General features: G+C 67.5%; 18 protein-coding genes. 4 read left to right on the top strand and 14 right to left on the bottom strand.

The features are described 5' to 3' along the window. Positions 1-11: 11 nt before the first annotated feature. Entirely contained in the window at positions 12-590 is a 579-nt protein-coding gene (locus LDJ84_RS18935; RefSeq protein WP_024763519.1) for a hypothetical protein, read from the bottom strand. A gap of 163 nt (positions 591-753) precedes the next feature. Here LDJ84_RS18935 and LDJ84_RS18930 point away from each other — a divergent pair, with 163 nt between their 5' ends. Further along, a complete protein-coding gene (locus LDJ84_RS18930) occupies positions 754-1791 on the top strand; it encodes a hypothetical protein (protein ID WP_226045260.1) in 1038 nt (345 codons plus the stop codon). 19 nt (positions 1792-1810) lie between these two features. Here LDJ84_RS18930 and LDJ84_RS18925 read toward each other — a convergent pair whose 3' ends face one another. After that, positions 1811-3097, bottom strand: a complete 1287-nt coding sequence (locus tag LDJ84_RS18925; RefSeq protein ID WP_037013197.1) for an OprD family porin — start codon at positions 3095-3097, stop codon at positions 1811-1813. Between the two features lie 194 nt (positions 3098-3291). On the opposite strand from LDJ84_RS18925, the gene LDJ84_RS18920 reads away from it, so the two are divergent. Then, positions 3292-3543, top strand: a complete 252-nt coding sequence (locus LDJ84_RS18920; RefSeq protein ID WP_037013194.1) for a DUF6021 family protein — start codon at positions 3292-3294, stop codon at positions 3541-3543. A gap of 9 nt (positions 3544-3552) precedes the next feature. Here the strand turns inward: LDJ84_RS18920 and LDJ84_RS18915 are convergent, their stop codons facing one another. The 12 genes from LDJ84_RS18915 to phnD all read right to left on the bottom strand — a co-directional run bounded on the left by LDJ84_RS18915 (position 3553) and on the right by phnD (position 22766). Continuing rightward, positions 3553-4119 carry a hypothetical protein gene (locus LDJ84_RS18915; RefSeq protein ID WP_084357289.1) on the bottom strand — a complete coding sequence of 189 codons (567 nt, stop codon included), beginning with the start codon at positions 4117-4119 and terminating at the stop codon, positions 3553-3555. Positions 4120-4133: 14 nt separating this feature from the next. Beyond that, entirely contained in the window at positions 4134-4760 is a 627-nt protein-coding gene (locus LDJ84_RS18910) for a hypothetical protein (protein ID WP_226045259.1), read from the bottom strand. A 10-nt stretch (positions 4761-4770) separates the two neighbouring features. Beyond that, on the bottom strand, positions 4771-13020 hold the full coding sequence (locus LDJ84_RS18905) for a hemagglutinin repeat-containing protein (RefSeq protein ID WP_226045258.1): 8250 nt from the start codon (positions 13018-13020) through the stop codon (positions 4771-4773). Between the two features lie 43 nt (positions 13021-13063). Next, entirely contained in the window at positions 13064-13582 is a 519-nt protein-coding gene (locus LDJ84_RS18900; protein WP_024763513.1) for a toxin-activating lysine-acyltransferase, read from the bottom strand. A 10-nt stretch (positions 13583-13592) separates the two neighbouring features. Then, positions 13593-15314, bottom strand: a complete 1722-nt coding sequence (locus tag LDJ84_RS18895) for a ShlB/FhaC/HecB family hemolysin secretion/activation protein (protein ID WP_263987019.1) — start codon at positions 15312-15314, stop codon at positions 13593-13595. 430 nt (positions 15315-15744) lie between these two features. Next, a complete protein-coding gene (gene phnX, locus LDJ84_RS18890; protein ID WP_024763511.1) occupies positions 15745-16572 on the bottom strand; it encodes a phosphonoacetaldehyde hydrolase in 828 nt (275 codons plus the stop codon). A gap of 102 nt (positions 16573-16674) precedes the next feature. Further along, positions 16675-17535 carry a LysR substrate-binding domain-containing protein gene (locus tag LDJ84_RS18885; RefSeq protein WP_024763510.1) on the bottom strand — a complete coding sequence of 287 codons (861 nt, stop codon included), beginning with the start codon at positions 17533-17535 and terminating at the stop codon, positions 16675-16677. A 41-nt stretch (positions 17536-17576) separates the two neighbouring features. Next, positions 17577-18872: an MFS transporter gene (locus LDJ84_RS18880; protein WP_226045257.1), complete on the bottom strand. Its 1296-nt coding sequence runs from the start codon at positions 18870-18872 to the stop codon at positions 17577-17579. Between the two features lie 127 nt (positions 18873-18999). Then, complete coding sequence (psrA, locus tag LDJ84_RS18875) at positions 19000-20088, bottom strand: iron-containing alcohol dehydrogenase PsrA (protein WP_226046602.1); 1089 nt, start codon at positions 20086-20088, stop codon at positions 19000-19002. A gap of 193 nt (positions 20089-20281) precedes the next feature. Then, positions 20282-21100, bottom strand: coding sequence for a phosphonate ABC transporter, permease protein PhnE (gene phnE, locus LDJ84_RS18870; protein ID WP_024763507.1), 819 nt, complete (start codon positions 21098-21100; stop codon positions 20282-20284). Next, a complete protein-coding gene (gene phnC, locus LDJ84_RS18865; protein ID WP_226045256.1) occupies positions 21097-21897 on the bottom strand; it encodes a phosphonate ABC transporter ATP-binding protein in 801 nt (266 codons plus the stop codon). The genes phnE and phnC overlap by 4 nt, the downstream gene beginning before the upstream one ends. After that, the gene (phnD, locus tag LDJ84_RS18860) at positions 21894-22766 is read right to left on the bottom strand and encodes a phosphonate ABC transporter substrate-binding protein (RefSeq protein ID WP_226045255.1); all 873 of its coding nucleotides are present in this window, start codon (positions 22764-22766) and stop codon (positions 21894-21896) included. The genes phnC and phnD overlap by 4 nt, the downstream gene beginning before the upstream one ends. A 111-nt stretch (positions 22767-22877) precedes the next feature. Between phnD and LDJ84_RS18855 the strand changes: the two genes are divergently transcribed. Together LDJ84_RS18855 and LDJ84_RS18850 are read left to right on the top strand one after the other, a co-directional pair. Continuing rightward, positions 22878-23735, top strand: coding sequence for a LysR substrate-binding domain-containing protein (locus LDJ84_RS18855; protein WP_037015629.1), 858 nt, complete (start codon positions 22878-22880; stop codon positions 23733-23735). A gap of 86 nt (positions 23736-23821) precedes the next feature. Further along, complete coding sequence (locus LDJ84_RS18850; protein ID WP_226045254.1) at positions 23822-24952, top strand: MFS transporter; 1131 nt, start codon at positions 23822-23824, stop codon at positions 24950-24952. Positions 24953-25001 lie beyond the last annotated feature (49 nt).

The raw sequence follows: 25001 nt of genomic DNA, 5'->3' as shown, positions 1-25001 counted from the left end.
GAGCAAAGAGGTCAACCCTTCGCGGCGCCAGGAGCTGGAGTCGGAGCTGGTGCTGGAGCAGCAGCCGGCGCCACAGTGGGAACCTGGAACCGGCACTTGCGGGCGGCCCTTGCGGCGGCGGCTGTGCGTTCGTTGTAGGGTTTGCCGATGTCTTCGGCGATATCGATGTCTGGCCCGATATCCTTGGCCAATTGGGTCAGGCCGCGTAATGCGGCGACGCCGCTTATGCCCATCGCATCGGCGCTGTCGAGCACGGCGATCACCGCGCCGCCGGTCCCGCTGGCGCCGGCTATCCAGGCTGCGTTGGCGGAGGCGTTCGCCGCCGTCAGGGCCGGGGCGACGATGGACGCCGACGTCACGCCGATGACCTTCAGCCACCAGGCTGTTCGAGCTTTCTGCTCGGCTTTCTCGGTCTTCACGCCGAACAGGGTGTCGCAGGGGGCCAGGGTCTGGCGGATTGCTGTGTTCTGGGCTTCGAGTTGATCGAGCGTCAGTCCCTGCGGGTCGCTATCTGTGCCGACGAGGAACTGCGCGTTGCTGGAGCAGCCCGCGATCAACAGGCAGGCGGTTACCAGAAATTCCCTTTTCATATTGCCTCCCAGGCCCGGCGCAGAAGTCTTTCGGTGGAGGTGCGCGCCTGACCCAGAGTGCCGTTGGCGGGTTGCCCGGTCATCATTCATTTCGATGATGACCGGCGCTTTGGGGTGGTTCAGGCTCTGCCAGCAGCCCCCGCCTCACTTCCAGGAAGAAAACATGCGCATTCCATTGGGCTTTCTGGGCATCCTCCTGGTCAGCCAGGCCATGGCGTTCGAAATCCATCCAGTCAGCTGGAAAGGTGGCGCGAATGACTACGGGTCCAGCGCGGTGCAGTTGGAAATCCGCGACGATGCGAGCGCCGCGCAATGCCATCTGCGTTCCTACATCCTCGACAGCCGTAATCAGGCCATCCACGAGATCATCACTCGGCAGGCCTATCAGCCGGCATACGCGAAAGTCCTGCGCGGCAGGACCTGGCTCCTGCCGTTACTGGGGGGCGTGGAGTGGAACGATGACCCGGAAGAGCTGACGCGCAAGGCCTGGCACTACAACGGCACGGCGCATATCTGGCTGTTCAAGGCCCATGAGGAAGACGCCAGTCGACCCAATACGCTGACCCGCCGCGTACACCATGGTGATCTGCAATTCCTTCATGCGATGCGGGCTGCGGATGAGTCCGACGCGCAGGCCAGAGCGAAGATGTATCGGTGGCTGGAATACACCTACCGGGTCGCGATCGGGGAGGTGCCGGCCAACACCATTCGCAAGACAACGCCCTACCACGAGTTCTTCGGCAAGGTCGGCTGCTCGCGCAATCCGCAACTGGCCAACCCCAGTGACTGCACGGTGCTCGATGTTTTCGACATGAAGCACATGTATCGTCAGGGCGATCAGGAGGAAAACCTGAGATCACTGGCCGCAGGGGCGATCGCCCACCTGATCCAGGACAGTTACAGCGCCAGTCACACGCAACGCGAGAACGGCACCGGCAGGCTGCTGCATCTGTATACGTACGATGCCGAGAACCGGAAGACCCACTGTGAAAAGGACGGGGCGTACAAGAGCAACAGCGCTGCCATCGCCAAGGCTCGGGAGATGACTGCCGAGTTGCTGGGCTACGTTCACCGTCGGGAAGGCTGGGACAAGGCTTCGGCATTCTTCGTCCGAACCCTGGGGGCCCCAGACCCTGGCTCGGCCACGACGGAACGTCGGGCCGGCGCTGTCACCGAAGCGTGGGCAGGCATCGCCCGGTGAGAGGGGGCGTTCGGCTGGCTCAGAGAATCGAGAAGTTGTAGCTCGCGATCAGCCGGACCTCATCCACGTCCCGCGCCGACTGTTCGTAGTTGGTGCGGTAGGTGGCGTTGCGCAGGCGCAGGCTGAGGTCCTTGAAGGTGCCGGCCTGGATCACGTACTTGAACTCCACGTCGCGCTCCCATTCCTTGCCTTCGTCGCCATTGGCCAGGGCGATGTGGTCGCCGTTGACGTAGCGGGTCATGAAGCTCAGGCCGGGCACGCCGACGCTGCGCAGGTCGAAGTCGTAGCGCAGTTGCCAGGAGCGCTCCCGGGCATTGGCGAAGTCGTTCACCTGCACGTAGTTGGCGAGGTAGGGGTTGCTGCCGTCGAGGTAGGGCATGGAGCTGTCGCCGTTCATGCGCTGCCAGCCGGCGCTGAGGATATGGCCGCCCTGGGCGTAGGACAGCAGCAGGCTCAGCGCGCGGTTGTCGATTTCGCCGGCGCGGGCCGAGCCGTCGTCGTCGCTGTCGAACCAGCGCAGGTCGGCGGTGACCTTGCCGGCGCCCACCGCCTGCTTGCCGACGATGCCGACGTAGCGCTGGCGGTAGACGTTCTCCAGCCCGCCCTGGGCGTATTGCAGCAGCAGTTGGTCATTGACCTGGTAGTCGGCCTGGTAGGCGTCGAAGCGGTTGCCGGTGGTGTCGCAGGCGTAGCGCTTGTTCTTGCAGTTCAGGCGCACGTCCTGGGCGTCGCTGGAGTCGCGCGCGGTGTAGCGCTCCAGCCGCGTGGCGGTGAGCTTGAGGTGGGCGATTTCCTCGCTGGTCAGCTGCGCGCCGTGGAACATGTTGGGCAGCAGGCGGCCGTCGTTGTACTTGAGCAGCGGCATGTCCGGCAGCATCGCGCCGTACTTCAGCTGGGTGCGGGACACGCGCAGCTTGCCGGTGACGCCGGCCTTGGCGTACTGGTCCGCGGAGTGGCGCGGGTCGTGGCCGCTGGAAGGCAGCAGGCCGCTGTTGCTGTCGGCGGGGCTGGAGTCGAGCTTGACGCCGAGCATGGCCAGGGCGTCGACGCCAAAGCCGACGGTGCCTTCGGTGTAGCCCGATTGCAGATTGAGGATGAAGCCCTGGGCGGTCTCTTCGCGTTTGGAGGCGCCCTGGGGGTTGGACGAGCTGCCGTCGCGGAAGTCGCGGTTGAAGTAGAAGGTACGCGATTCCAGGCGCGCGCTGCTGTCCTCCAGGAAGTCGGCACTGGCCGGGGCGGCGATGCCTCCGAGCAGGGCGAGGGCGCTCAGGCGGGTGAGCTGGCTGGAGGAGAGGGGCGAGGGCATGCGGTGACTCCGGGGGCACTGAAAAAGCGCGCGAAGGTGTCACAGATGGGCGGTCGGGTCTTTGCGACCATGGTCTAGATCGCGGGTTTCCCTGAGGCGGCGAGCGAAATCGGCCGGCTGTCGGTGCAGGGGAAACCCAGGGGGATGGCTGCGCGTAAACTGCCTTGTCACTGCCAGAGACGCAGGAGGTGATCATGAAACGCCATGTCCCCCTCAGCGAGCATCCCGTGGCCGCCAGCGAGCGCTGGCTGTTCGCGTCGGGCCAGGCGCCCGGCGATGGCTCGCACCACGTGGACCCCGACCTGGGGTTCGATCCGGACTCGCCGGACCTGGCCGACCCGCAGGTCGACCCGCCACATCCGGCCCATGCTCCCGAAGACGGGCCGGACCCCGGCAGCCAGCGGCGTGTGCCGGATGACCGCTATCCGCCGTATTCGCAACCCTGAAAGCGGCGCTCAGAGCGCGTCGGAAGCCTTGCACAAACGGGTGTCCTGCAGGCTGCCGCTGAGGTTGCGGCCATCGCCCAGGCGCACCAGCCGCGCCAGGCACTGGCCGCTTTCCATCAGCAGCAGCTCGTAGTCCTGCCCGGCTTCGGGGGTGAAGGTCATGGATTGCTGGCAGCTATACGAATAGCCGCTGCTGACCATGCCCCGGCTCTGGAAGTTGAAGGCGAAGGGCTGGCCCGCCGGTATCCGCACCTCGCTGCTGGCGAAGCCGCCCTGGCTGAGTTGTTCGGCCTGGCGGCTGGGCGGCATGCCCAGGCTCTGGCCGTTGCGGTTGGCGAAGCCGGATTGCGCCACGGCGATCACGCCGGCGCCTTCGCGGCGCCAGTCGATACAGGCACTGGCGGGAACGCCGCGAGCCATGCCGTTGGTGATCACGCGCAAGCGTGCCGTTTCTCCGCCAGCCGGCGCGGAGTAGGGCGTGGAGTAGGACTGCACGTTGGCGAGGTTGCCGCAGCCGGCGAGCAGCAGCGTGGCCAGCGCCAGGGCGCCGGTGCGGGGGAACAGCGTGGCGTACATGGTGATTCCTGGTATCAGCGTTGCCCGGCGGCCTTGGGCGGCGCGCAGCAGTTGCGCGTGTCGATGACCTTGCCGCGGCACGCGGGCAGCATGGGCGGGGTCTTGCACAGCAGGTTGCTGGCCGGGCGGGTGAAGTGGAAGCCGCGATCGAGCATGCACAGTTGCGCGGCGGCGATGTCGTTGAGGAGCATCTGGTCGACGGGCTCGATCACCGTGGTGTAGCCGCAGGCTTTCATGGCCTGCTGCACGCCCTGGCTGTCGGCGCCGGCCTGCGTCCATTGCGTGTAGGCGGGCGGGCGCTGCGTCGGGCCGGCCTTCGGCGCGGCGCCGGTGGCCTTGCAGGCGGGCAGCTGCGGGCTGGTATCGCAGAGGATGTAGCGATCCTGGTAGGCGAACCCCTGGCCGAGCATGCACTGCTCGCCGCGCGCGTAGTCGTTGGTGGTGATGGTCGTGCTGTCGACGTAGGCCGAGTCGGGGAAGCCGCAGCCGAGCAGGGCGTTGCGCACGCCCTGCTGGTCCACACCGGACTTGGCCCACAGCTCGTACAGCGGCGGTGGCGGCTGCAACGGCCGCGCCTGGCTGCAGGCTGCCAGGAGCAGGCAGGGCAGGAGGGCGGCCAGGCCGCCGTTGCGCTTCAGCATGTCTGCGGGCTCATGGGGTCGGCGGATAGGTCTTCACCGGGCTGAGTACCGGTTTCTTGTCCGGCATGTCCTGCCAGAACTTCTGGCAGGCAGGGTCGCCGTTGCCGTAGCAGTTGTGCACCGTGTACTTGCCGCCTGCCACGTTCTTGATCTCCTTGAGCGCATTGCTGTCGTCGGGGATGGTGCCGCCGGTGCCGGGGTTCCAGCCGATCCAGCCGCCCACCGGGTCGGTCTTGTGGTTCTGCAACTGGACGACCATCTCGTTCTTCTTCTCGTCGCTCATCGCGTCGCGATTCTGCAGCATGGCCAGCAGGTCGTCCGCCTTGGCGGCATTGTAGGCCGGGCCGTAGAAGTTGAGGGTGGTGTTGCTCAGGCTGCCGCTGGGATCGGGCAGCCGTGCGATGGACTCCATGGCGTTGCCGGTGGTCATCGAGCCGCGGCTGTGGCCGTCGATGTGCAGACCGGTCTCGCCATAGCGCAGCAGCGCTTCGCGGGTCTCGACGGTGGCGTTGGCCAGGCCCCAGAAGTCGTTCTCCAGGTACTTCTGGTAGCCGGCGATGAGCAGCTCGGAGACGGAGTTGCTGGCGTCGGGGAACCAGATGAAGTACTGCGGGCCATCGGCGGTGCTGTGCTGCGCCGCGTAGCGGGCCGCGCCGTTCTCGTCGTTGAAGATGCCGTTGTTGGCGATGTGCACGCGGCCGTCGCCACCGGCCTGCAGGTTGGCCTTCTCGCTGTCGTCGAGTTCGCGGCGCAGCGGCACGCCGTCCTTGTCGCGCAGTACGTTGCCCTGGTCGTCGGTGAGGATGACGAACATCCGCGCCTTTTCCAGGAACATCTTGCGGTAGGCGTCGTCGGTGAACTGCACGGCCTGGCGGTAGGTTTCGTTCTTGATCGCCTGTTCCGCCTCGGCGGTGCGGCGCATCTCGTCGACGTCCTGGCGCTCGGCGGCGGTATGGGCGTTGGCGGTGTCGCGGTTGAGGCCGGCGACCGTGTCCGCGCTGTTCTGCCCGGTGAGTTGCTGTTGCAGGGCATCGTCGGTGATGACCACGGTGCCGGCGCTGATGGCGCTGCGGGTATCGCCGGACGACGAGCCGGAGTCCTTGCCCGAGTTCAGCGCGTTGCCGACGATGGCCTTGCCGACGCCGTACTTGCCCTGGGTGACCATGTCGGAACTGAGGTTGACGCCGCTGCTGGTGGCCTTGGCATCCGCCGCGTTGTGGATGTCCGCCTGGGTCAGGGTGGCGGTGCTGAGCCGGTTGCGCCCGGCCTCGATGGCGGCGTCGCTGCTGGCGATCAGGCCGCCCTTGAGGTCGGTGTTGCCGTTCACGCGGATGTCGAAGCCGCCGTCGCCTGCCTTGATCCCCGATTGTTCGGTGACGCTGGCGTAGTTGGAGTTCTGCTTGGCCGTGTTGCTGCTGACGCTGCCGCTGGAAGCGCCGTAGCAGAACGGCGGGATGCACAGGCTGACGCCCACGCCCTTGCTCGACTGCTTGGCGTCGTAGGTGCTGGTGTCCTGCAGGCTCTCGATGCTCAGGTTGCCGCCGACGTCGGCAGTGACCTGCGGCGCGCTGACCACCGCGCCATGCAGCTGGGTGTCGCCGCCGGACTGCAGGTTGACCTGGCGCCCGCCGTCGACGTGGGTGTTGCTCCACACCAGGTCCTTGCCATCGGCGTTGCCGCGGCTCTGCGAGGCGCCGGCGTTGATGGTGAAGCCGTTCTGCGTGCCGCCCACGGCGAAGCCGATGCCGATGCTGGCGCTGCTGCCCTTGCTGGTGCTGTGCTGCTCGACGGTGTTCTTCGCGGCCAGCAGGGCGATGTCGCCGTCGGCCTTGAGATTGGCGTCGCGCCCGGCGCTGATCTGGCTGCCCTGCACGGTGAGGTCGCTGTCCTTGCCGGCGCCGCTGGCGGTGATGTTCACGTCACGCCCGGCGCTCACGCTGGAGCCGGCGGCGGTGCTGCCGCGCTGCTCGCTGCGGCTCTCGTTCTTGCTCGCGCCGATGGAGATGCTGATGTTGATGCCGCCAGCCTGGGCCGGATTGGCCATGACGGCGGAGGCGGCGCCGGCACCTTCCAGCGCGACATTGGCCGCGGCCAGGGCCTTCATGCGGTTGTCGTCGGTGCGCTCGGCGGACTTCTTCATCTGCTGCGCGGTCTGCACGGCGGTGATGATCGGGTTGGTCAGGGTGACGGAAAGGCCGCTCTGCTTGAACTTGCTTTCCTGGGTGCTGAGGTGGGCGTTCTGCGCCTCGACGATGTCGACGGTGCGGCCTTCGATGTTCACATCACCGCTGGGCGCGCTGACCTTGCTGCCGACCTGGCGGTAGGCCTCGCCGGCCTTGATGTTGACGTTGCCGTTGATCGAGCCGACGGTGCTGGCGGCGGCGCTGTCGCCATCGTCGGTGTTCTTCACCGACTGCTGCTGGCTGCCGATGGTGAAGCCGATGCCGCCGCCGCTGAACAGGCCGCTCTTCTTCTCGTCGCGGCTGTGCTGTTCGTTCAGGTGGTCGGTGGCGGAGGCGATGGTGACGTTGCGGCCGGCCACCAGGGTGGTGTCGCCGTTGGACACCACGTTGCTGCCTTCCACCTTGATGTCGTTGCCGGCGCTGACGTAGGTGGTCTCGCCGCTGAAGGTCGAGCCCTGGGACAGGCTCTCGTCGACCGTGTCGCGGGTGACGATGGTCTTGGAGGAGAACCAGCCGGTCTTGCTCTTGACCTTGTGCGCCTCGTCGGCCATGGCGTTGTTCTGGCTGGCGGTGAGGTTGACGTCGTGGTCGGCGGAGGCCTGCACCGCGCCCTTTTCGCTGGTCACGCTGGCACCGCGGGAGTTGAGGTCGTGGCCGGCGATCAGGCGCACGTCGCCCTGGCCCTGCACGCTGCTGGCCACTTCGCCGGCGCTGGACTCCTTGCGCCAGTTGCTGCTGTTCCAGGTCATGCTCTGCTGTTCCTGGACGGCCACGGTGCCGAGGTTGATGTCGTTGCCGGCGCCCAGGGTGGTCTTGCCGCCTGCGCCGCTGTTGACCACCTGGGCGGCGTTCAGGTTGAGGTCACGCCCGGCCGTGGCGATCAGCTCGCCGGCCGGGTCGGAGACGAACAGCCCGGCGACCCGGGACAGGCGCGTGGCGCTGCCCTGGGCGCTCTGGGAGTCCTGGGTGCTGGAGGTCAGGTTGATGTCGCGGCCGGCTACGGCGGTCAGGCTATGGCTGGCGTCGATCAGGCCGCCGAGGTTGTTCAGGTCGCCGGCGGCCTTCACTCCCACGTCGGTGCCGGTCAGGCGGCCACCGAGGTTCTGGATGTTCTGCGCGGTGATCGACAGCACGTCGCGCCCGGCAAGGGTGCCGCTGTTGACCAGGTCGTTCTGGATGTTCAGGTCGACGTTCTGCCCGGCCATCAGCGCGCCGGAACCGTCGATGTCGCCCTGGCGTACGCGCACATAGACCTGCGGTACCAGCGCGCGGGTCACGCTGCCATCGGGCAGGGTGACGTCCTTGGCCACCAGCCAGACGATGTCGCTGGTCAGCTGCGCCATCTGCTCGGGAGTCAGGGCGACGCCGGGCACCAGGTTCCAGGCCTGGGCATAGGTCAGGCCGTTGTCGAGCAGCGCGCGGTACTGGGTTTCGTCATTGCCGTAGCCATCGAGGAAGCGCCGCCCGGTGAGTTGGGCGATCTGTTCGCGGATCAGCTTCTGCTCATAGAAGCCATCGCCCAGGCGCGTCAGGGTCAGGCCGGGGTCCAGCTTCAGGCGGTCGAGCATGTAGTCCGAGGACAGCCAGGCGCGGTAGTTGGTGAAGCGCGGGTCGCTCTCGATCAGGTAGCCGCTGGTGGCCTGCGGGTTGACCTGGAACAGGCTGTTGTCCGGCACGCGGGTGTCGATGCCGCCGGTGCGGATGCTCTCGGCGACGCCGGCATCGTTCTTGGTCTGCACGGCAGTCACTTCCAGTACCGGGCTGATCACCCGGCCGTTGCCGACGTTGACCTGGGCGGCGCCGGCACCGCTTGCCGGCTGGTCGACACGGCCCAGGTTGAGATCGCCGACCTGGGTGCCGCTGCCGACGTGGGCAGTGTTCTGCAGGTAGGCGCCGGGCTTGAGGAAGATGTCGACGATGCTGGCCGCCGGGTTGTAGGCGGCGTTATCGGCGCCCTGCTTGTCCCGGCCCTTCTTCTGGATGCGGTAGAAGTGGGTGACGATGCCGCTCTCGGTAGTGACACGCTCGCCGGGGGCCTCGGTGTTTTCCAGGCGGCCCAGGTTACCGCCGATGGTGCCGCCGGCGATGATCCGGCTCTTGTCGTTGAGCGCGTCGGCGACGTCCAGGCGCAGGTTGCCGCCGGCAAGGATCTGCGCCGGATCGGAGCTGAGGATCTGCGTTTCGCGGGTCACGCGGGTGTAGTTGTAGAGGTTCCAGTCCTCGCGCTCGCCCTCCGGGGTGACCAGGTAATCCACCTCGGAGTTGTAGATGGAAATCTGCTCCGGCCGGTAGCGGTTGGTGGAGCCGGTGAGCTGGTACTCGAGGATGCTCTCGCGGCTGACTTCCACTTCCTGGGTGCTGAAATGTTCGTTGGTGTTGCGCAGCACGGCGCTGGCCAGGCCCATGTCGCCCAGGGCCTCGATGGTGGCGCTGGCGTTGCGGATTTCGCCGGCGCTGCCGGTGGCGTGGCCGTTGGCGTCCAGGGCGCCGCCGATGTAGAGGTCGCCGGCGCTGAAGAGCAGGGCATGCTCGCGGTTCAGCAGGCTGCCCACGCCTATGTCCAGGCGATTGCGCGCGGCGATCACGGCGGCCTTGCCGTCTTCGACGTCGTTGCGCAGGGCGCCGGCGGATACCGACAGCTGGTCGCCGTAGATGCGCCCGCTGCCGAGGTTGCTCAGGGTGCCTGCGTTGACACGGGTGGTCTGGCCATCGAGCAGGCCGCGGTTGGTCAGGGTGCCGCCGGTGTCGAGGGTCAGGTTGGTGGCGCTCAGCTCGCCGGTGGCGGTGTTGTTCAGGTTGCCGGCTGTCACCTTCAGCGCCTGGCCCGCGACGAGGCGTGCCTGGTTGTCGAGGTTGCCGGCGGTCTGCAGGTCGATGCTGCCGTTGGCCTGCAACTGGCCGCTGTGCACGTAGCTGTCGCTCAGCTTCAGGCTGATGTCGCCCAGGCTCAGGGTCTGGCCGTCGCCGCCCAGGCTCCTGCTGTCGATGCTCAGCTTCTGCCCGGCGATCAGCTTGCCGTTGTGGTTGAGGATGGCCAGGGACTTGCTGGCCGCGCCGTCGAGGATGTTCAGGTTCTTGCTGGAGCTGACCAGGCCGCCGCTGTTGTCCAGCTGGCCGCTGCTGTTCAGGGTGAGGGTTTCGTCGGCGCGCACCGCACCGGACTGGTTGTCGATCTGGCTGGCGCTGAGCGTCAGCGAATGGCCTTCGAGGCCCTGGTCGGTACCCAGGGTGTTGCGGTTGTCGAGGGTACCCGCCGTGACCAGCAGTTTGCCGCCGGCGCGCAGCAGGCTGCCGGCGTTGTCCAGGCGGCCGCTGGCGAGGTCGAGCACGGCGTCGCCCAGGGTCTGCAGTTGCCCGCCACGGTTGTCCAGGCCGCTGGCCTTGATGCGCACGTTGCCTTCGCTGGTCAACAGGCCGCCACGGGCGTTGTTGATTTGCGCAGTGGTGAGATCGAGGTCGCCCTTGCCGCCGATGAAGCCGGCGCTGTTGTCCAGGTCGCCGCTGGCGAGGATCACCCCGCCCTTGCCGAGCAGGCCGCCGCTGGCGCCGGAGTCGGTGTTGCCGATGGCCTGGCCATGGGCGTCGATGCGCAGCAGGCCAGCGGCCTGGACCAGGCCGCCCTGGTTGTTCAGCGTGCCGGTCTGCAGCTCAACACCGTCGCTGGCGATCAGCACGCCATTCTGGTTGTCGAGCGTCGCGCGGTTGCTGTCCAGCTTGAGGTTGCCGGCACTGATCAGGCCGTTGCCGTTGAGCACGCCCTGGCCCGACAGGGTGATCTGGTGCTGGCCCTCGATGCGGCCGTTGCGGTTGTCCAGGCTGCCCTGGGTGGCGTCGACGGCCACGCTGCCGTCCACCGAACCGAGCGTGCCAGCCTGGTTGCTGATGCTGCCGCCACGGGCCGTCAGTGCGCCTTTGGCGGCGAGGGTGCCGGTGTCGTTGTTGAGCTTGCCGGCGCTGACGTCGAGCGTGCCGCTGGCGGTGACCTTGCCCTTGACATTGACCAGCTCGCCGGCTTCCACGCGCGAGTTGCCAGTCGCCGCGAGGGTGCCGGAGGCATTGTCCAGCTTGTCCTTCACCTTGGCCTGGAGGTCGCCCCCGGCAGCCTGGACGGTGCCGGACTGGTTCAGCAGGGTGCCTGCGTCCAGCTGCACGCCGCCATTGCCGGCGAGGGTGCCGCCGCTGTTGTCCAGCAGGCCGCTGGTGCTGACGCGCAGGGTACCGGCGCCCGTCTGGAGGATTTCGCCCTGGCGGTTGGAGAGCGACGCGGCATCGATGCCGATCTGCCGCGCGACTGTGCTGGCGCCGTCGAGCAGGGCGTCGTTCAGGCTGGCCTGCAACTGGCCGTTGCTGGCGATGGAGCCGCTGCGGCCATCGACGGAGTTCGCGGTGACCTTCAGGGTGCCGCTGCCGGCGTGTTCGATCCTGCCCTGTCGGTTGTTCAGGTTCAGTGCGCCCAGGGTCAGGTTGGCAGCGTTGCTGGCGATGCGGCCGTCGCTGTTGTCCAGGGTGCCGGGGAGGGCGAGGGTCATGTCGCCGCTGCCGGTCTGGATGATCTCGCCCTTGCGGTTGGACAGGTCGTGGGCCTGCAACTGCACGCTGGTGCCGGCCAGCCTGGCCGAATCGGAGGTCAGCTTCTGCGCGATGTTCGCTGCAAGGAGGTTGCCGGCGTCCAGCGTTGCTCCGCTCAGGTCGGCATTGGCGGTGGCACTCAGGCGAATGTTCTGGGCGCTGGCCTGGCCCTGTTTGAGGTCAAGGTCGGCGCCGGCGATCCCGAGGTCGCCACCGGCAAGGGTGGCGCCCTGGCTTTTCACCTGCCGGGTGGCGGTGATGTCGAGCCGCCCGCTGGTGCCGATGCTGCCGTCCGCCTGCACGCCGGCGGCCAGGGTGGCCTGGCTGTCGTTGACGATGCCATTGGCGTTCAGGCTGACGTTCTGCTGCGCCGCGGCGATGCCGCTGTTGTGGATGTCGCCGCGGCTGCTCAGGGCGGTGTCGCCCTTGGCGTAGGCCGAGCCGCTGTTGTCGATGCCGCCGTTGCTGTCCAGGCGGACGTTGGCGGTGGCGTTGATCTGGCCGCTGTTGCCAATGCGCCCGTCGGCGCTGATCACCACGTCGCCGGCGCTGGCGCCGATCTGCCCGGCGTTGCGCACGCCGACGCCGGATTCGGTGCCGACCAGCATGATCTTGCCGGCATACATGCCGCCGAGCTGGGCGACGTCGATGGCCACCGAGGGCTTCTCGCCGTTGCCTTCGATGGGCCGTGCGCTGCTGTTGTCGGCGTTGACCTGGTTGGCCCCGGCGGTGACGCGCAGGTCGTTCGCCCAGACGCCGGCGTTGACCTCCACGGAGCGCGCGATCACGTCGGTGAAGTCGGTCTGGCTGGCGTCCAGGCCCTTGCCGGTGATGGCGATGCGGCCGCCGCGCACTTCATAGCCCTGCAACTGGCCGTCGACGATCTGCGCGGTACCGGTGGTGAGGGTGGCGCGGTTGGCGTTGATGAAGCCGCAGCCGTCGCAGGCGATGCCTGCCGGGTTGGCGATCACCACCTGGGCGCGGTCGCCGGCCACTTCCACGTAGCCGCGCAGCTGGCTGGGGTTGCTGCCGTTGACCTCGTTGAGAATCACCCGCGCGGTGCCGTTGGCCAGGTTCTGGTTGCCGTCGATCCAGCCGCCGAGCTGGGTCTGCACGCTGTTGCGCGAGTTGTTGAGGATCGCGCCCTGCTGGTTCACGTCGAACTGGCTGTAGGTGTTGCGCGAGACGCCCGCCGCGCTGGGCGTCTGGATGTTCACCTGGGGCACGCCGTTGGCGGAGTTGATCACGCCCGGCTGCTGGCCGGGTGGGGCGCCATGGTCGGCGACGATGTCGGCGTGGGCCAGCGGGACGGCCAGGCTGATCAGCCCGAGCGTCGCCATCAGGGCGAAACGCAGTGGGCGCAGGCTGACCAGCAGCGCGGAGCCAACAGCGCCCCGCGGGCCTTCCGTGGTGCCCGGTGCCTTGCCGTTGCTGGTGACGTTCTCGGCAACGACCATGAGTTGGCCGCGAGCCTTGTTGAAGACGATGCGGTAGAGGTGCTTGTTCATACAAATCCCTTTGTCGGTTCAGGGCGCAGGCCGCGGGGCGCGCTCAGAGCTGGATGGCCAGCGGGTGGTCGGAGAACCATGCGCGCCCTTCGGCGGGCATGACCGCGACACCCTGGAACTTCTTGATCCTCAGGCCGCGTTGTTCGCCACGGTGGTACAGCGCCCGGCCGCAGCGGTTGGCGAAGAAGTGCCGCTGCAGGACGCGCGACACCGGAACGGAGTGGCCGAACGGCGCCACCCAGTCGTTGAACCAGATACGCTCGCCGCTATTCCAGTCGGCGGCCGGCATGCAGATGGCCGGCTGGCTCAGGTAGCGCGCCTCGGCTTCCAGGCTCAGGTTGCTGAAGGCGACGTAGAACACCGGGCGGCCGTTCTGCCGGCCGAGGATGAACTGCCGATGGCTGATCGCCGGCAGCAGCAGGGCGTTGAGCGCGTGCAGCGGGATGTCGCGGTGGGACGCCGAGTGCAGCCACAGCCAGACCGCCGAGCCCAGCGCCTCGGCTTCGCTCCAGGGTTCGTCGAAGAAGCCCGGCGCGGTGATGTCGAATCCGTCGATATGCATGGGCGCCTCCTCAGAAGGACCAGGTCAGGTTGAAGCCGCCGGTGGTGGTGGCGGTGTCGAAGCCCTTGGGCTTGCTGATCGGCTGGCCGACGAAAACGTCGTAGGACACGCCGCGATAACCGCCGCGCAGGCCCAGCACGTAACCGGCCAGGTGAGTGCCGATCAGGTACTTGCTCGACTGCCCGCCGACTTCGCCGTAGTCCACGCCCACGTAGGCTTCCTGGCCGGTCTGGCCGAGCGCCAGGCCGAGGTCGTTGCGGGTCAGCCAGCCCCGGTCGGCGGAGAGGATCTGCTCGCCGTCGAAGCCGCGCACGCTGTAGCGCCCGCCGATGGTGAAGCGGTCCTGGGGTACCAGCGGCGTGCGGTTCCATTGCGCGCGCCAGGTGTTGCTGTAGCGCAGGCGCTGGTCGCCCAGGGCGAAGGGCACGCTGAGTTGGGCTTCGGCGGTGATGATCTTGGAGCGCGAGGTGCCTTCGTTGAAGGGTTCCTCCGGCGCCGCCATGGCATTGCGCGCTCCGGTGCCGCGGCGGTAGCCGGTGCTCAGGTAGAGGGTGGAGGCGCCGATGTATTCGGTATGGGTCAGGCCGAACGACCAGCCGGCCATGCGTCGGCGCTGGATCTCGATCTCGGTGTCGTCGATCCAGTTCTTCGAGCGCCGGCTCCAGCCGCCGATGCTGGCGGTGGTCTTGCGCACGGCGTCGCGGTAGAGCATGCGGGTGAGGCTGATCTCGTCGTTCTTGCTCTCGCCGCTGTAGCTGTAGTCCTGGTTCGCCCCGGAGATGGTCTGGTGGTAGTCGTACTCGCTGGAGGTCACCCCCAGCAGCCAGTAACCGAAGGGCACCGAGTAGTGCAGGGTGTGGCCGCGCGAGCCGCGATCGCCGGAGTCGCCGCCGCCCAGGTCGTGGTTGTAGCTGAAGTAGAACAGGTCGCTGAGGGTCAGGAAGTTGTCGAACGACACCGAGGTGGTGCCCAGGTACTTGCCGGTCTCGTCGGTGCCCGAATCGTCCACCGAGAGGCTGAAGCGAATCGGGAATTTCTGCCGCCAGGCGATCACCAGGTCGCTTTCGCCGGGCTGCGCGCCGGCGCCTTCGGCGGCGGTGATCTGGATGTCGGCGTCGGCGGTGGGCACCCGCTTGAAGTTCTCCAGCGCCTGCTCGATGTCGCGCAGGTTGAGCAGGTCGCCGGGCTTGGCGGGCACGGTGTTCCAGGCGTTGGCGCGGTGCGAGGTGCCCTCTGCGAAGCGGATCGAGCGGATGCGCCCCGGCACCAGTGTCAGCTCCAGGGTGCCGCTCTTCAGGTCCTGTGGCTGCGCCAGCACGCGGGAGGTGACGTAGCCGCGTTCGATAATCGCGTTCTGGATGCGCTTCATCGTCAGGTTGATGCCGTTGGCGCCCAGGCACTGGCCGGTGGCCGGGTCGTCCTTCGGGTCGGCGGCGCGCAGGGCCCACTGGAATTGCTCGGCGGCATCGCCGGTGAGGGTTATCTGGCGGATCGCAAAGCAGGGTGCCTCGTTGCGCGGCAGGCGGTTGCCTTCCAGGCCGCTGGGTGGCAGCTTCAGGCGCACATCTGGCGAGGGTTCCATCTGCTCGCGCAGCGCGCGATCGCGTTCCTGCTGTTGCAGAAGCTGCTGCGCGGGGAGCGGGTCGGCGGCCAGGGCGGTGGCGCCACTGCACGTGCCCATGGCCAGGGCAGCCAGGTGCAGGGCAGTTCGAAGGGGAAGAGCGATACCCATCCATGGGGCTCGTGGAGCACGGCACGAATCTGCCGAAAGCGCTCTACGGCAAGAGAGAAGAGCCATTTCGCATCCTTGTGAAATATCTTGCAATAACTCGTCGAATTATGACGAAAAGTCCTGAATCCGACCGTGAATCCGTTCTAATCGCTGTAAATCCGTTGATACACCGCTGTCGGATGTGTAACGCGGATATGACAGCTCCGACGGTTCGAGATGAAGGACGGAAATTTTGTTCCGAATGTTTACAGAGGCCTGACGAACGGTCTGAAGTGCTATTGCCGTGATATCACGGGATGCATGGCCGATCCTTATATAGGAGCGAGCTTGCTGGCGAACCGATTCCCCGCGGCGATGTTCGCGAGCAAGCTCGCTCCTACAGAAAGTAGAAGGCCCGCATCAGGCGGGCCTTCTTCGTTCTCGCTCGGGATCAGCTGCTCTGCGGCATCTCGCCCCGCGCCAGGCGCGCATTGATATCGGCGATCACCGCCGGCAGTTCGGCGATGGTGTCGATCAGGTAATGCGGCCGCGAGCCCTCGAACATCTGGCCGATGCGGCGGCGTTCCTGCTCAAGCTTTTCCGCCGGCAGCGCCTTGTACTGCTCGTAGGTCAGGCCCAGGGCGTTGCCCGAGCAGGTCAGCGCCACGGTCCACATGCCGGCGCTGCGGCCTTCGAGGATGCCCGGCCAGGTGTCGTCGACCTTCACGCAGGCCGCGACATCGTTGATCCCCAGGGCGATCACGTTGGCCAGCGCCTGTGCCGGGTACGGGCGGCCGTTGGGCACTTCGTCGGTGGCAACCACATGGTCGGCGACATAGCCGTTGGTCTTGGCCAACGCCACGACCTTCTCCATCACCACCGCCGGGTAGCCGGAACAGGAACCGATCTTCAGCCCGCTCCTGCGCAGGTCGGCGATGGCATCGAGCGCACCGGGAATCAGCGCCGAATGCTCGGCGATCTTCTCGATCTGCAGCGGCATGAAGCGTTCGTAGATGGCGGTGACATCGTCGTCGGTGGGCAGATGACCGAAGGCCGTACGGTAGCGTTCGCCGATGGCGGGGATGTCGCACAGGGTGCGGATGTGGTCCCACTTGCCCATGCCCATCGGGCCGCGGGCTTCTTCCAGGCTGACCTGTACGCCGAACTCGGCGAAGGCCTCGACGAAGATCTGGGTCGGCGCGAAGGAGCCGAAGTCGACCACGGTGCCGGCCCAGTCGAGGATGGCGGCTTGCAGTTGCTGGGGTTGCTGGTAGTGCATGGCGGTGCTCCTGTGAGGGGATTCTTGGTGAAAGGCAGGATGAGCGCGGCCCGCCCGGCGTCATGGCAGGCTCGCGGTGTCACGGGGTGTTCGGGTGGAAAATCAGGCCGTGGAGTCGAACAGCTCGGCGATGATCGGCCGCTTGCGGCGGATGCCCAGGCAGCACAGGTAGTAGTCGATGTGGAACGGGTCCTCGGCGAAGGCGATGGAGCGCGTGCCGGGCCGGTCGGCGTATTCCACCGCCGAGACGAAGCCCACGCCGATGCCGTGCACCACCGCATGGACGATGGCCTCGCGGCTGTTCAGCTGCATCGCGCAGTCCAGCTCCACGCCATGTTGCCGGCAGCCTTCCTCGACCAACTGGCGGGTGCGCGAGGCCGGCTCGCGCAACACCACGCGCTGGCTGGCGATCTCCTGCACGCTGACCGATTCCTGCTGCGCCCAGGGGTGGTCGTCGCGTACCACCGCGAGGATCGGGCAGGTGCGGTAGAGCTGCGTGCTCAGGCGCTGGTCGAACTCCGAGAGGGCGAGGATCGCCACGTCGATATCGAAGTTGTACAGCCGCTCCAGGGTGCCGGCCTCGCTGGTGAAGGAGGTCTCCAGTTCGATGTGCGGGTAACGCTGCATCAGTGCGTAGGTCAGGCTCATGGCGATCGGCGGCGACACCGCGCCGATGCGCAACATGCCCTGCTTGCGCTGCTGGAAGCTCTGCAGCAGTTGCAAGGCTTCGTCCTCCTGGCCGAACAGGCCCTGGGTGATCGCGTAGAGCTGCTCGCCGGCCGGGCTCAGCTCGATGAAGCGCCCGCGTCGATGGAACAGCTCCACGCTGAAGCGCTTCTCCAGGCCGCTGACCTGCTCGCTGATGGTCGGCTGGCCGACGCTGAGCAGCGCCGCGGCCTGGGTGAAGCTGCCGGTGCGGGCCACGGCGTGAAAGGAGCGCAACCACTTGTGGTACTGGTACATGAGGTCTCTCTGTGAGGAAGGCCTGGCTCATTGCCGTGCCCTCAGCGCCGGACGAACAGGGCGACCACCGCGCTGCACACGCAGGCCGTGGTGACCACGATGAAGATCAGCGAAGTATTGCCCGTCGTGTCCAGCATGCGACCGATCAGGGGTTCGGCCAGACCCGCGAAGAGGTAGGAGGAGAAGTTCATGATCCCGGTGGCGGTACCGGCGCGGCGCGCGCCGACCAGGTCCGGGCAGAGCGCCCAGAAGCTCGACGCCGGGCCGTAGACGAAGAAGCCGCAGAGGAACAGCGCGAGCAGGCCGATGCTGCTGTGCGCCGGCAGGCTCCACATCCACAGGCTGGTGAGGGCGCCGAGCACCATGTAGAGCATGATCGCGCGGTAGCGCTTGCTGCCGAACAGGCGGTCGGACACCCAGCCATTGCTCAGTGCGCCGACGGCCATGCCGACCGGCAGGGCGATGGTGATCCACTTCGGGTCGATGAAGCTCTGGCCCTTCTGCCAGTCGGCGCCGAGGAAGTGCACCGGCACCCAGACGATCAGCCCGTAGCGCGCAGCGTTCTGGAAGCCCAGCGACAGCGCAGCGACCAGCAGGCGCGGGTTCTTCAGCACCGCCAGGTAGCGCTGCGTCGAGCTTTCCTCTTCACCGTGGGTCGCTTCGCTGGAGCGGTCCTCGGCATTCGCCACGCCGGTGTCGGCCAGCGCTTCGAAGCCCATGTCCTGTGGGCGTTCCCGTGCCACCAGATAGAACACGATGCCGCCGGCGAGCATCAGCAGCACCGGCAGGCGGAAGATCCAGCGCCACTCCAGGTGCAACACGTCGATCACCACCACCGAGGTGACGTACGACAGCACCGAGGCGCAGCCGGCGGCGAACACGTAGAAGCCGTAGACCTTGCCGCGCTCGGCGGCGCTCCACCAGTTCGACAGCAGGCGGCTGCCCGGCGCCCAGCCCAGGGCCTGGAAGTAGCCGTTGATGCCCCACGGCAGGATCAGGCTGGCGAAGCCGCCGGCGAAACTGGTGACCCAGTTGGCGCCGCAGGACAGCACCGCGCCCAGGCTCATGATGCGCCGGCCGCCGAACTTGTCGGCGAGGTTGCCGTTGATGGCCTGGCCGATGGCGTACATCCAGAGCATGGCGCTGGAGGCCCAGCCGAGGGTTTCCTTGCTCAGGCCGAACTCGGCCTGGATACCGGGGATGGCAAAGCCGAACGTCTGGCGGCCGGTATAGAAGAACAGGTAGCAGAACATCGCGGCGAGCAGCATGCGCCACTGCGCCACGCGGAAGGGCGACACGGATGACTCAAGGCCAGGCAGGGTTTGTGCACGGTTCATGGTTGTTTTCCTTCTTGTTCGCTCGCGCCGGCGCAAGGCTCGGCGTGTCGGCACTCTTCTTCGGTGCAATAGGTTTTCGGTGCAACAGGAAAAGGCGGCAGCCAGGGCCGCCCGGTAAAGGACGACCTCAGGCGGCTTGCGAGCCGATGAAGTTGCGGCCGCGGGCGCCCTGCATGGCGAAGTCGATCATCGCTTCGGCTTCGGCTGCGGTCACCCCGTAGTCGCCGAACTCGGTCTTGACCCCGAGGCGATGGAGGAATTCACGCAGGCGCTTTTGGGCGCCCTTCAGGTCGCTGCCGAAGACGCGCTGCAGCACGCGGTCGCGGTCGGCGTCGCGACCCCAGGCCAGGCCCAGCACCAGCGGCAGGGTGAACGAGCAGGCGATGCCATGGGGCAGGCCGTGGCGCAGGGTCATCTCGTAGGAGATGGAGTGGGCCAGCGCGGTCTTGGTGTTGGAGAAGGCCATACCGGCCTTCAGCGCGGCCAGCGCCATGCGCGAGCGCAGTTCACGGTTGCCGAGGTCCTGCTGCAGGCGCGGCAGGCAGTCGAGGATGTCTTCGATGGCAGAGATGGCGAAGGTGTCGGAGATCGGGTTGGCGTTGTGGTTCCAGATCGATTCCAGTGCGTGGGACAACGCGTCCAGCCCGGTGGACACGGTGACCCCGGCGGGCACGCTGAGCATCAGGTCCGGGTCGATCAGCGCCACCTGCGGCCAGGTGCAATCCAGGTGCAGGGAGTACTTCTTCTGTTGCTGCGCGTCCCAGATGGTCGCCCAGGGCGTCACTTCGCTGCCGGTGCCGGCGGTGGTCGGCGCGGCGACCAGTGTCTTGTGTCGTGCCGGGACGAAGGGCTTGCCGGCGGCCAGCAGGTCGAGCAGTTCGTCGAAGCGCCCGGACCCGGTGCCGACGACCAGTGCCTTGGCGGTGTCGATGGCGCTGCCGCCGCCGAGGGCGAACACCGTGGTGCAGTCGCCCGCTTCACGCCAGAAGCGCTCGTGCACGTCGCGCAGCCAGGCTACGTCGGGGTTGGGTTGCACGTCGTCGATGACGTAGGCGAGGCGGTCGCCCAGCAGGTGGCGGACGCGTTCGATCAGCCCCAGTTGCGCGGCTTCGGGGAAGGTCACCAGGGCGACCTTGCCTTGGCACAGGTCGGCGATGCGCTCCAGGCTGCCACCGCCGAAAACGGTGGCGACCGGATTGTGGAATCGGGCAGGCATGGGCAGTTCCTTGTTGTTGTTTGAACGTGCGGCCATGCTCCGGGCCTCGTCGGTTTCGTTCCAATCGATTGATCGCAGGTGGGCATCGGCCTGACCGATAACGGCGGGTGCGGACATCTGGCAAAACTCCAGGCATGAGCCTGCCCGGCGCGCGCCCGGGGGCGCACGCGGCAGGGTTGAAGAGGAGGGCGGGTCAGTGCCGGCCGTTGCCCTGGATGGCGTGGCGCAGGCGGTTGGAGAGCAGGTCGGCGAGCACCACCATGACGGTGATGACGAGGATGCAGGTCGCGGTCTCCGGGTACTTGAACAGCTTCAGGCTGCTGACCAGTTCGAAGCCCAGGCCGCCGGCGCCGACCATGCCGAGCACGGTGGCCGAGCGCAGGTTGACCTCGAAGCGGTAGAGCACCACGGCGATCCAGGCCGTGATCACCTGCGGCAGCACGCCGAAGGCGATCACCTGCAACGGCCGCGCGCCGGTGGCCTGCAAGGCTTCGATAGGGCCCTGGTCGATTTCCTCGATGCTCTCGGCGAAGAACTTGCCGAGCATGCCCACGCCGTGCAGCGCCAGGGCCAGTACGCCGGGGAAGGGGCCGAGGCCGACTGCCGAGACGAACACCAGGGCGAGGATCAACTCGTTGATGCTGCGGATGACGTTGAGCAATTGCCGCGTGCCCAGGTACAGCCAGCGGTTGCCGTGCAGGTTGCGCGCGGCGAGGAAACCCAGCGGCACCGCCAGGACGATGCCCAGCAGCGTGCCCCAGAGGGCGATCTGCAGGGTTTCCAGCGCCGGGCGCCAGAGGCTGGGGAGGATGCTCAGGTCCGGCGGCAGCGAGCGACTGAGGAAGTCGCCGATCTGCGGCAGGCCGCTGGCCAGTTCGCTCCAGCTCAGCTGCGCGCCCTCGGCGCTCCAGTGCAGCAGGTAGATCACCGCCAGAACGGCGGCGCCGGTGGTCAGCCAGCCGCGCTTGCTGTGTGGTGTCTCGACCATCCACTGATGGCTTCGCAGGTTCATGCGCCGACTCCTGTGCCGCTGGTGTACACCGCGCGAGCCGCCGCCTGGTAGGCGGTCGCCTCGCCGCTTGGGCGTTGCTGGTAGATCCGCTGCAGGGCCGATTCATCCAGTTCCCCGGCGCTGCCGTCGAAGACCACGCGGCCGTTGGCCAGGCCGACGATGCGGTCGCCGAACTCGCGTGCCAGGTCCACCTGGTGCAGGTTGCACACCACCGTGATGCCCAGGGTGCGGGTGGCTTCGCGCAGGTAGTGCATGACCAGCTGCGCGGTCTTCGGGTCGAGGCTCGCCACCGGTTCGTCGGCGAGGATCACCTGCGGCCGCTGGGCCAGCGCGCGGGCGATGCCGACGCGCTGCATCTGCCCGCCGGACAGCGAATCGGTGCGCGCATCGGCCTTGTGTTCCAGCTCTACCCGGCGCAGGCATTCGCGGGCCAGGGCGATGTCTTCGCGGCTGAACAGTTGCAGTACCGAGGCGAGGGTGCCGACGCAGCCCAGGCGCCCGGTGAGCACGTTCTTCAGCACCGACAGGCGCGGCACCACGTTGTGCTGCTGGAAGATCATCGCCACCCGGCGGCGCAGTTCGCGCTGGTCGCGGGGCAGCAGCGCATCGACCCCGGCGACCTGCAGCGTACCGCTGTCGGCCTGCGCCAGGCGGTTCATGCAGCGCAGCAGGGTGGACTTGCCGGCGCCGGACTGGCCGAGGATCACCACGAACTCGCCGGCCTCGATGCTCAGGTCGATCCCGCGCAGCACCGGGTTGTCGCCGTAGCACTTGGTCAGTTGGGCGACGCGGATCATTTCAGGCTCCGCAGGTCGAGATCGAGCACCTTGGCGGTGTCGCGCACGACGTTGTAGGCGGCGTCGTTGGTGTGCTGGAAGCCATTGAGTAGGCCCTGGTCGCCCCACGGCACGTCCTTGATCGAGGCGAACGCGTCGACCAGTTTCTTCTGCAGTTCCGGGTCGAGGTCCTTGCGCCAGACCATGGGCGACTCGGGGATGTCGTCGGATGTCCAGACGACCTGGAAGTCATCCTGCTGCACCTGGCCGGCGCTGATCGCGCCGGCGAGGATGCGGTCGGCCACGGCGGCGGCATCCACCTTGCGGTTCTCCACGGCGAGGATGCTGGCGTCGTGGGAGCCGGAGAAGATCACCCGCGAGAACAGCGCCTTCGGGTCATGCCCGGATTGCTCCAGGCCGGCCTTGGGGAACAGGTGGCCGGAGGCCGAGCTGGGGTCGACGAAGGCGAAGGTGTGGCCCTTGAGGTCGTCCAGGCTGCGGATGCCGCTGTCCTTACGGGCGATGATCAGGCTGTGGTAGGCGCTGCTGCCGGTCTTCTTGGTCACCGCCACGGCGAAGGCGTCGGCGCCGGCCACCTGGTTCGCCAGCACGTAGGAGAACGGCCCGAGGTAGGCGACATCCAGCTTGCCGGCGCGCAGGGCTTCGATCACGCCGTTGTAGTCGGTGGCCACGAAAGGCTTCACCGGCATGCCCAGGCGTTCCTGCAGCTGGTCGAGCACCAGTTGGCTGCTCTTGATCATCGCCTGGGAATCCTCGGAGGGGATCAGGCGGACGGTGAGGGCGTCCTGCGCCTGGGCAGTCGAGAGCAGGGCGGAGGCGAAGGCGAGCGGCAGCACGGCGAAGCGGAACAGTCTGGTCAGCGAAGTCATGGCGTTACCCGGAGGTTGTGTTCGGTAGCGCCAAAGCTAGGGCTGTCATGTGACAGTCACGCCATCAGATCAATATGGGTTTGCACGCAAATCCATTGATAGGAGCTATGGATGTCCACCGCCCGCCTGCGTACCTTCCTCGCCGTCGCCCGCCACGCCAGCTTCAGCGCCGGCGCACGGGCCATCGGCCTCAGCCAGCCGACGGCGACCACGCAGATCCAGGGCCTGGAGCGCGAGTTCAACGTCGAGCTGTTCCACCGCCGTGGCCGTCGCATCGAGCTGACCGCCGTGGGCCGCGCCTTGCTGCCGATTGCCCAGCAGATGTCGATGCTCGAATCCGAGGCGACCAACCTGCTGCGCGATTCCGGCCAGCTCAATCGCGGCCAGCTGAAGGTCGGCGCGGTGGGGCCGTTCCATGTGATCGAGATGGTCGACCGCTATCGCCGGGACTATCCGCAGATCGACGTATCGATCCGTATCGGCAACTCGGCGTCGGTGCTCGCCGACCTGGAGAACTACGTGACCGATGTCGGCGTGCTGGCCGGGCTGCATGACGATCCCGCCTTCGTCGCCGAGTTGTATGCGCGGCACCCGGTGATCCTCTTCGCCCACGCCGAACACCCCTTTGCCCGCCACGACGCGGTGCCGGTGCAGGCGCTGCAGGGCCAGCCGCTGCTGCGTCGCGAGCAGGGTTCGACCACCCGCGTCGCCCTGGAGCGGGTGCTCGAAGCGGCGGATGTCACACCGCGCATCGCCATGGAGATCGGCAGCCGCGAAGCGCTGCGCGAGGCGGTGATCCGTGGCATCGGCATCGGCGTGGTGTCCGAGGCGGAGTACATCGCCGATCCTCGCCTGAAGGCCATCCGCATCATCGGCGACCCGGTGTTCACCGAGACCTACCTGTACTACCTGGCCGAGCGCCGCAGCAGCCAGGTGATCGCCTCCTTCCTGCGCACACTCGCGCGATAGCACAGCCGCCGGGGCGGGCGTAAGGCTTGTCTTGCGGGCCGGGGGCCGGGTTATCCTGCGGGCCCCGTCGCCGTCACGAGACTGTCATGTCGTCCGCTGCCGAGCAGGCGCTGCTGCGCCTCGCCGATCGAGATTCGCGCAACTCCGCCCAGGTGCTCGGCCTGTGCCTGCCCGCCGACGTGCTGCTCTACCTGTTGCTGCCGATGTACGCGGCGGACTTCGGCGTGACCCTGGTGGAAGCGGGCATCCTGCTGGCGGCCAATCGCCTGGTGCGCATCGTCGGCTACGGCTGGGTGGTGCGTTTCTACGCTCGCCATGGCGACCGTGCCGCCTGCAGCCTGGCGGCGCTGGCGACGGCAGCCTGCGCGCTGGCCTCGGCGACGCTCTCCGGGTTTGCCACATTGCTGGTGTTTCGCCTGGTCTGGGGCCTGTGTTTCGCCACCTTCAACCTCAGCACCCAGACCCTCGCCACCGCTGAGGCTCAAGGCGCTGCACGGCGCGCCGGGCGCTCGCGGGCAACCTTGTCCATCGGGCCGATGCTGGCCCTGCCGCTGGGGGCGGTGATGGCCCAGGCCTTCGGGCCGCGCAGCGTGTTCTTCGTGCTCTGCGTGGCTGCCCTGTGCGGTCTCTGGCGCGCCCGCGCGCTGCCGGCCACGGGGCACGAGATTCCCGTCAGCAACGGTCGCCGCCTGCGCCTGCCGGACAGCATCGCCACCTGGTCCTTCATCGAAGGCGTGACGCTGGACGGCCTGTTCATCTTCGGCCTGTCGCTCTACGCACAGACCCACCTGGGCGGCACCGGCGTGCTGGTGGCGGGCATCCTGATGGCGGTGCGTTATCTCAGCGAGATGCTCTTCAGCCCCTTCGGCGGGCGACTGGCGGACCGCTTCGGCGCGCTACGCATGCTGGTGATCCTGTCGCTGGCCACCTCGCTGGCGCTGCTGATGTTCGGCAGCTACTGGCTGTTCGTCGGCGCCTTCTTCGTGCTGGTGTTGCGCGCGCTGCAACTGCCGCTGGTGGTGACGCTGGTGGCGCAGCGCAACCCGCAGGCGCGCATCCAGGCGCTGGCCGGCAATGCGGTCTGGCGAGATATCGGCGCCGGGCTCGGGCCGATCCTTGCCGGCGTGCTGCTGCCGCAGGTGCCGGCGATCTGGGCCTACGCCGGAGCGGCGCTGATACTGGCGCTCAGTGCGTTGGGGTGCGCCTGGCGGCGTTGAGCCGGCGAGATGCGCGGATTGTTCAAGCGCCGGTGATGCGGCAACGGGA

Source organism: Pseudomonas sp. HS-18 (assembly GCF_020401845.1).
In the GTDB taxonomy this organism is placed as follows: domain Bacteria; phylum Pseudomonadota; class Gammaproteobacteria; order Pseudomonadales; family Pseudomonadaceae; genus Pseudomonas; species Pseudomonas nitroreducens.
Note: the sequence above shows the minus strand (reverse complement) of the source record. Positions and strands in the feature narration are given on the sequence as shown.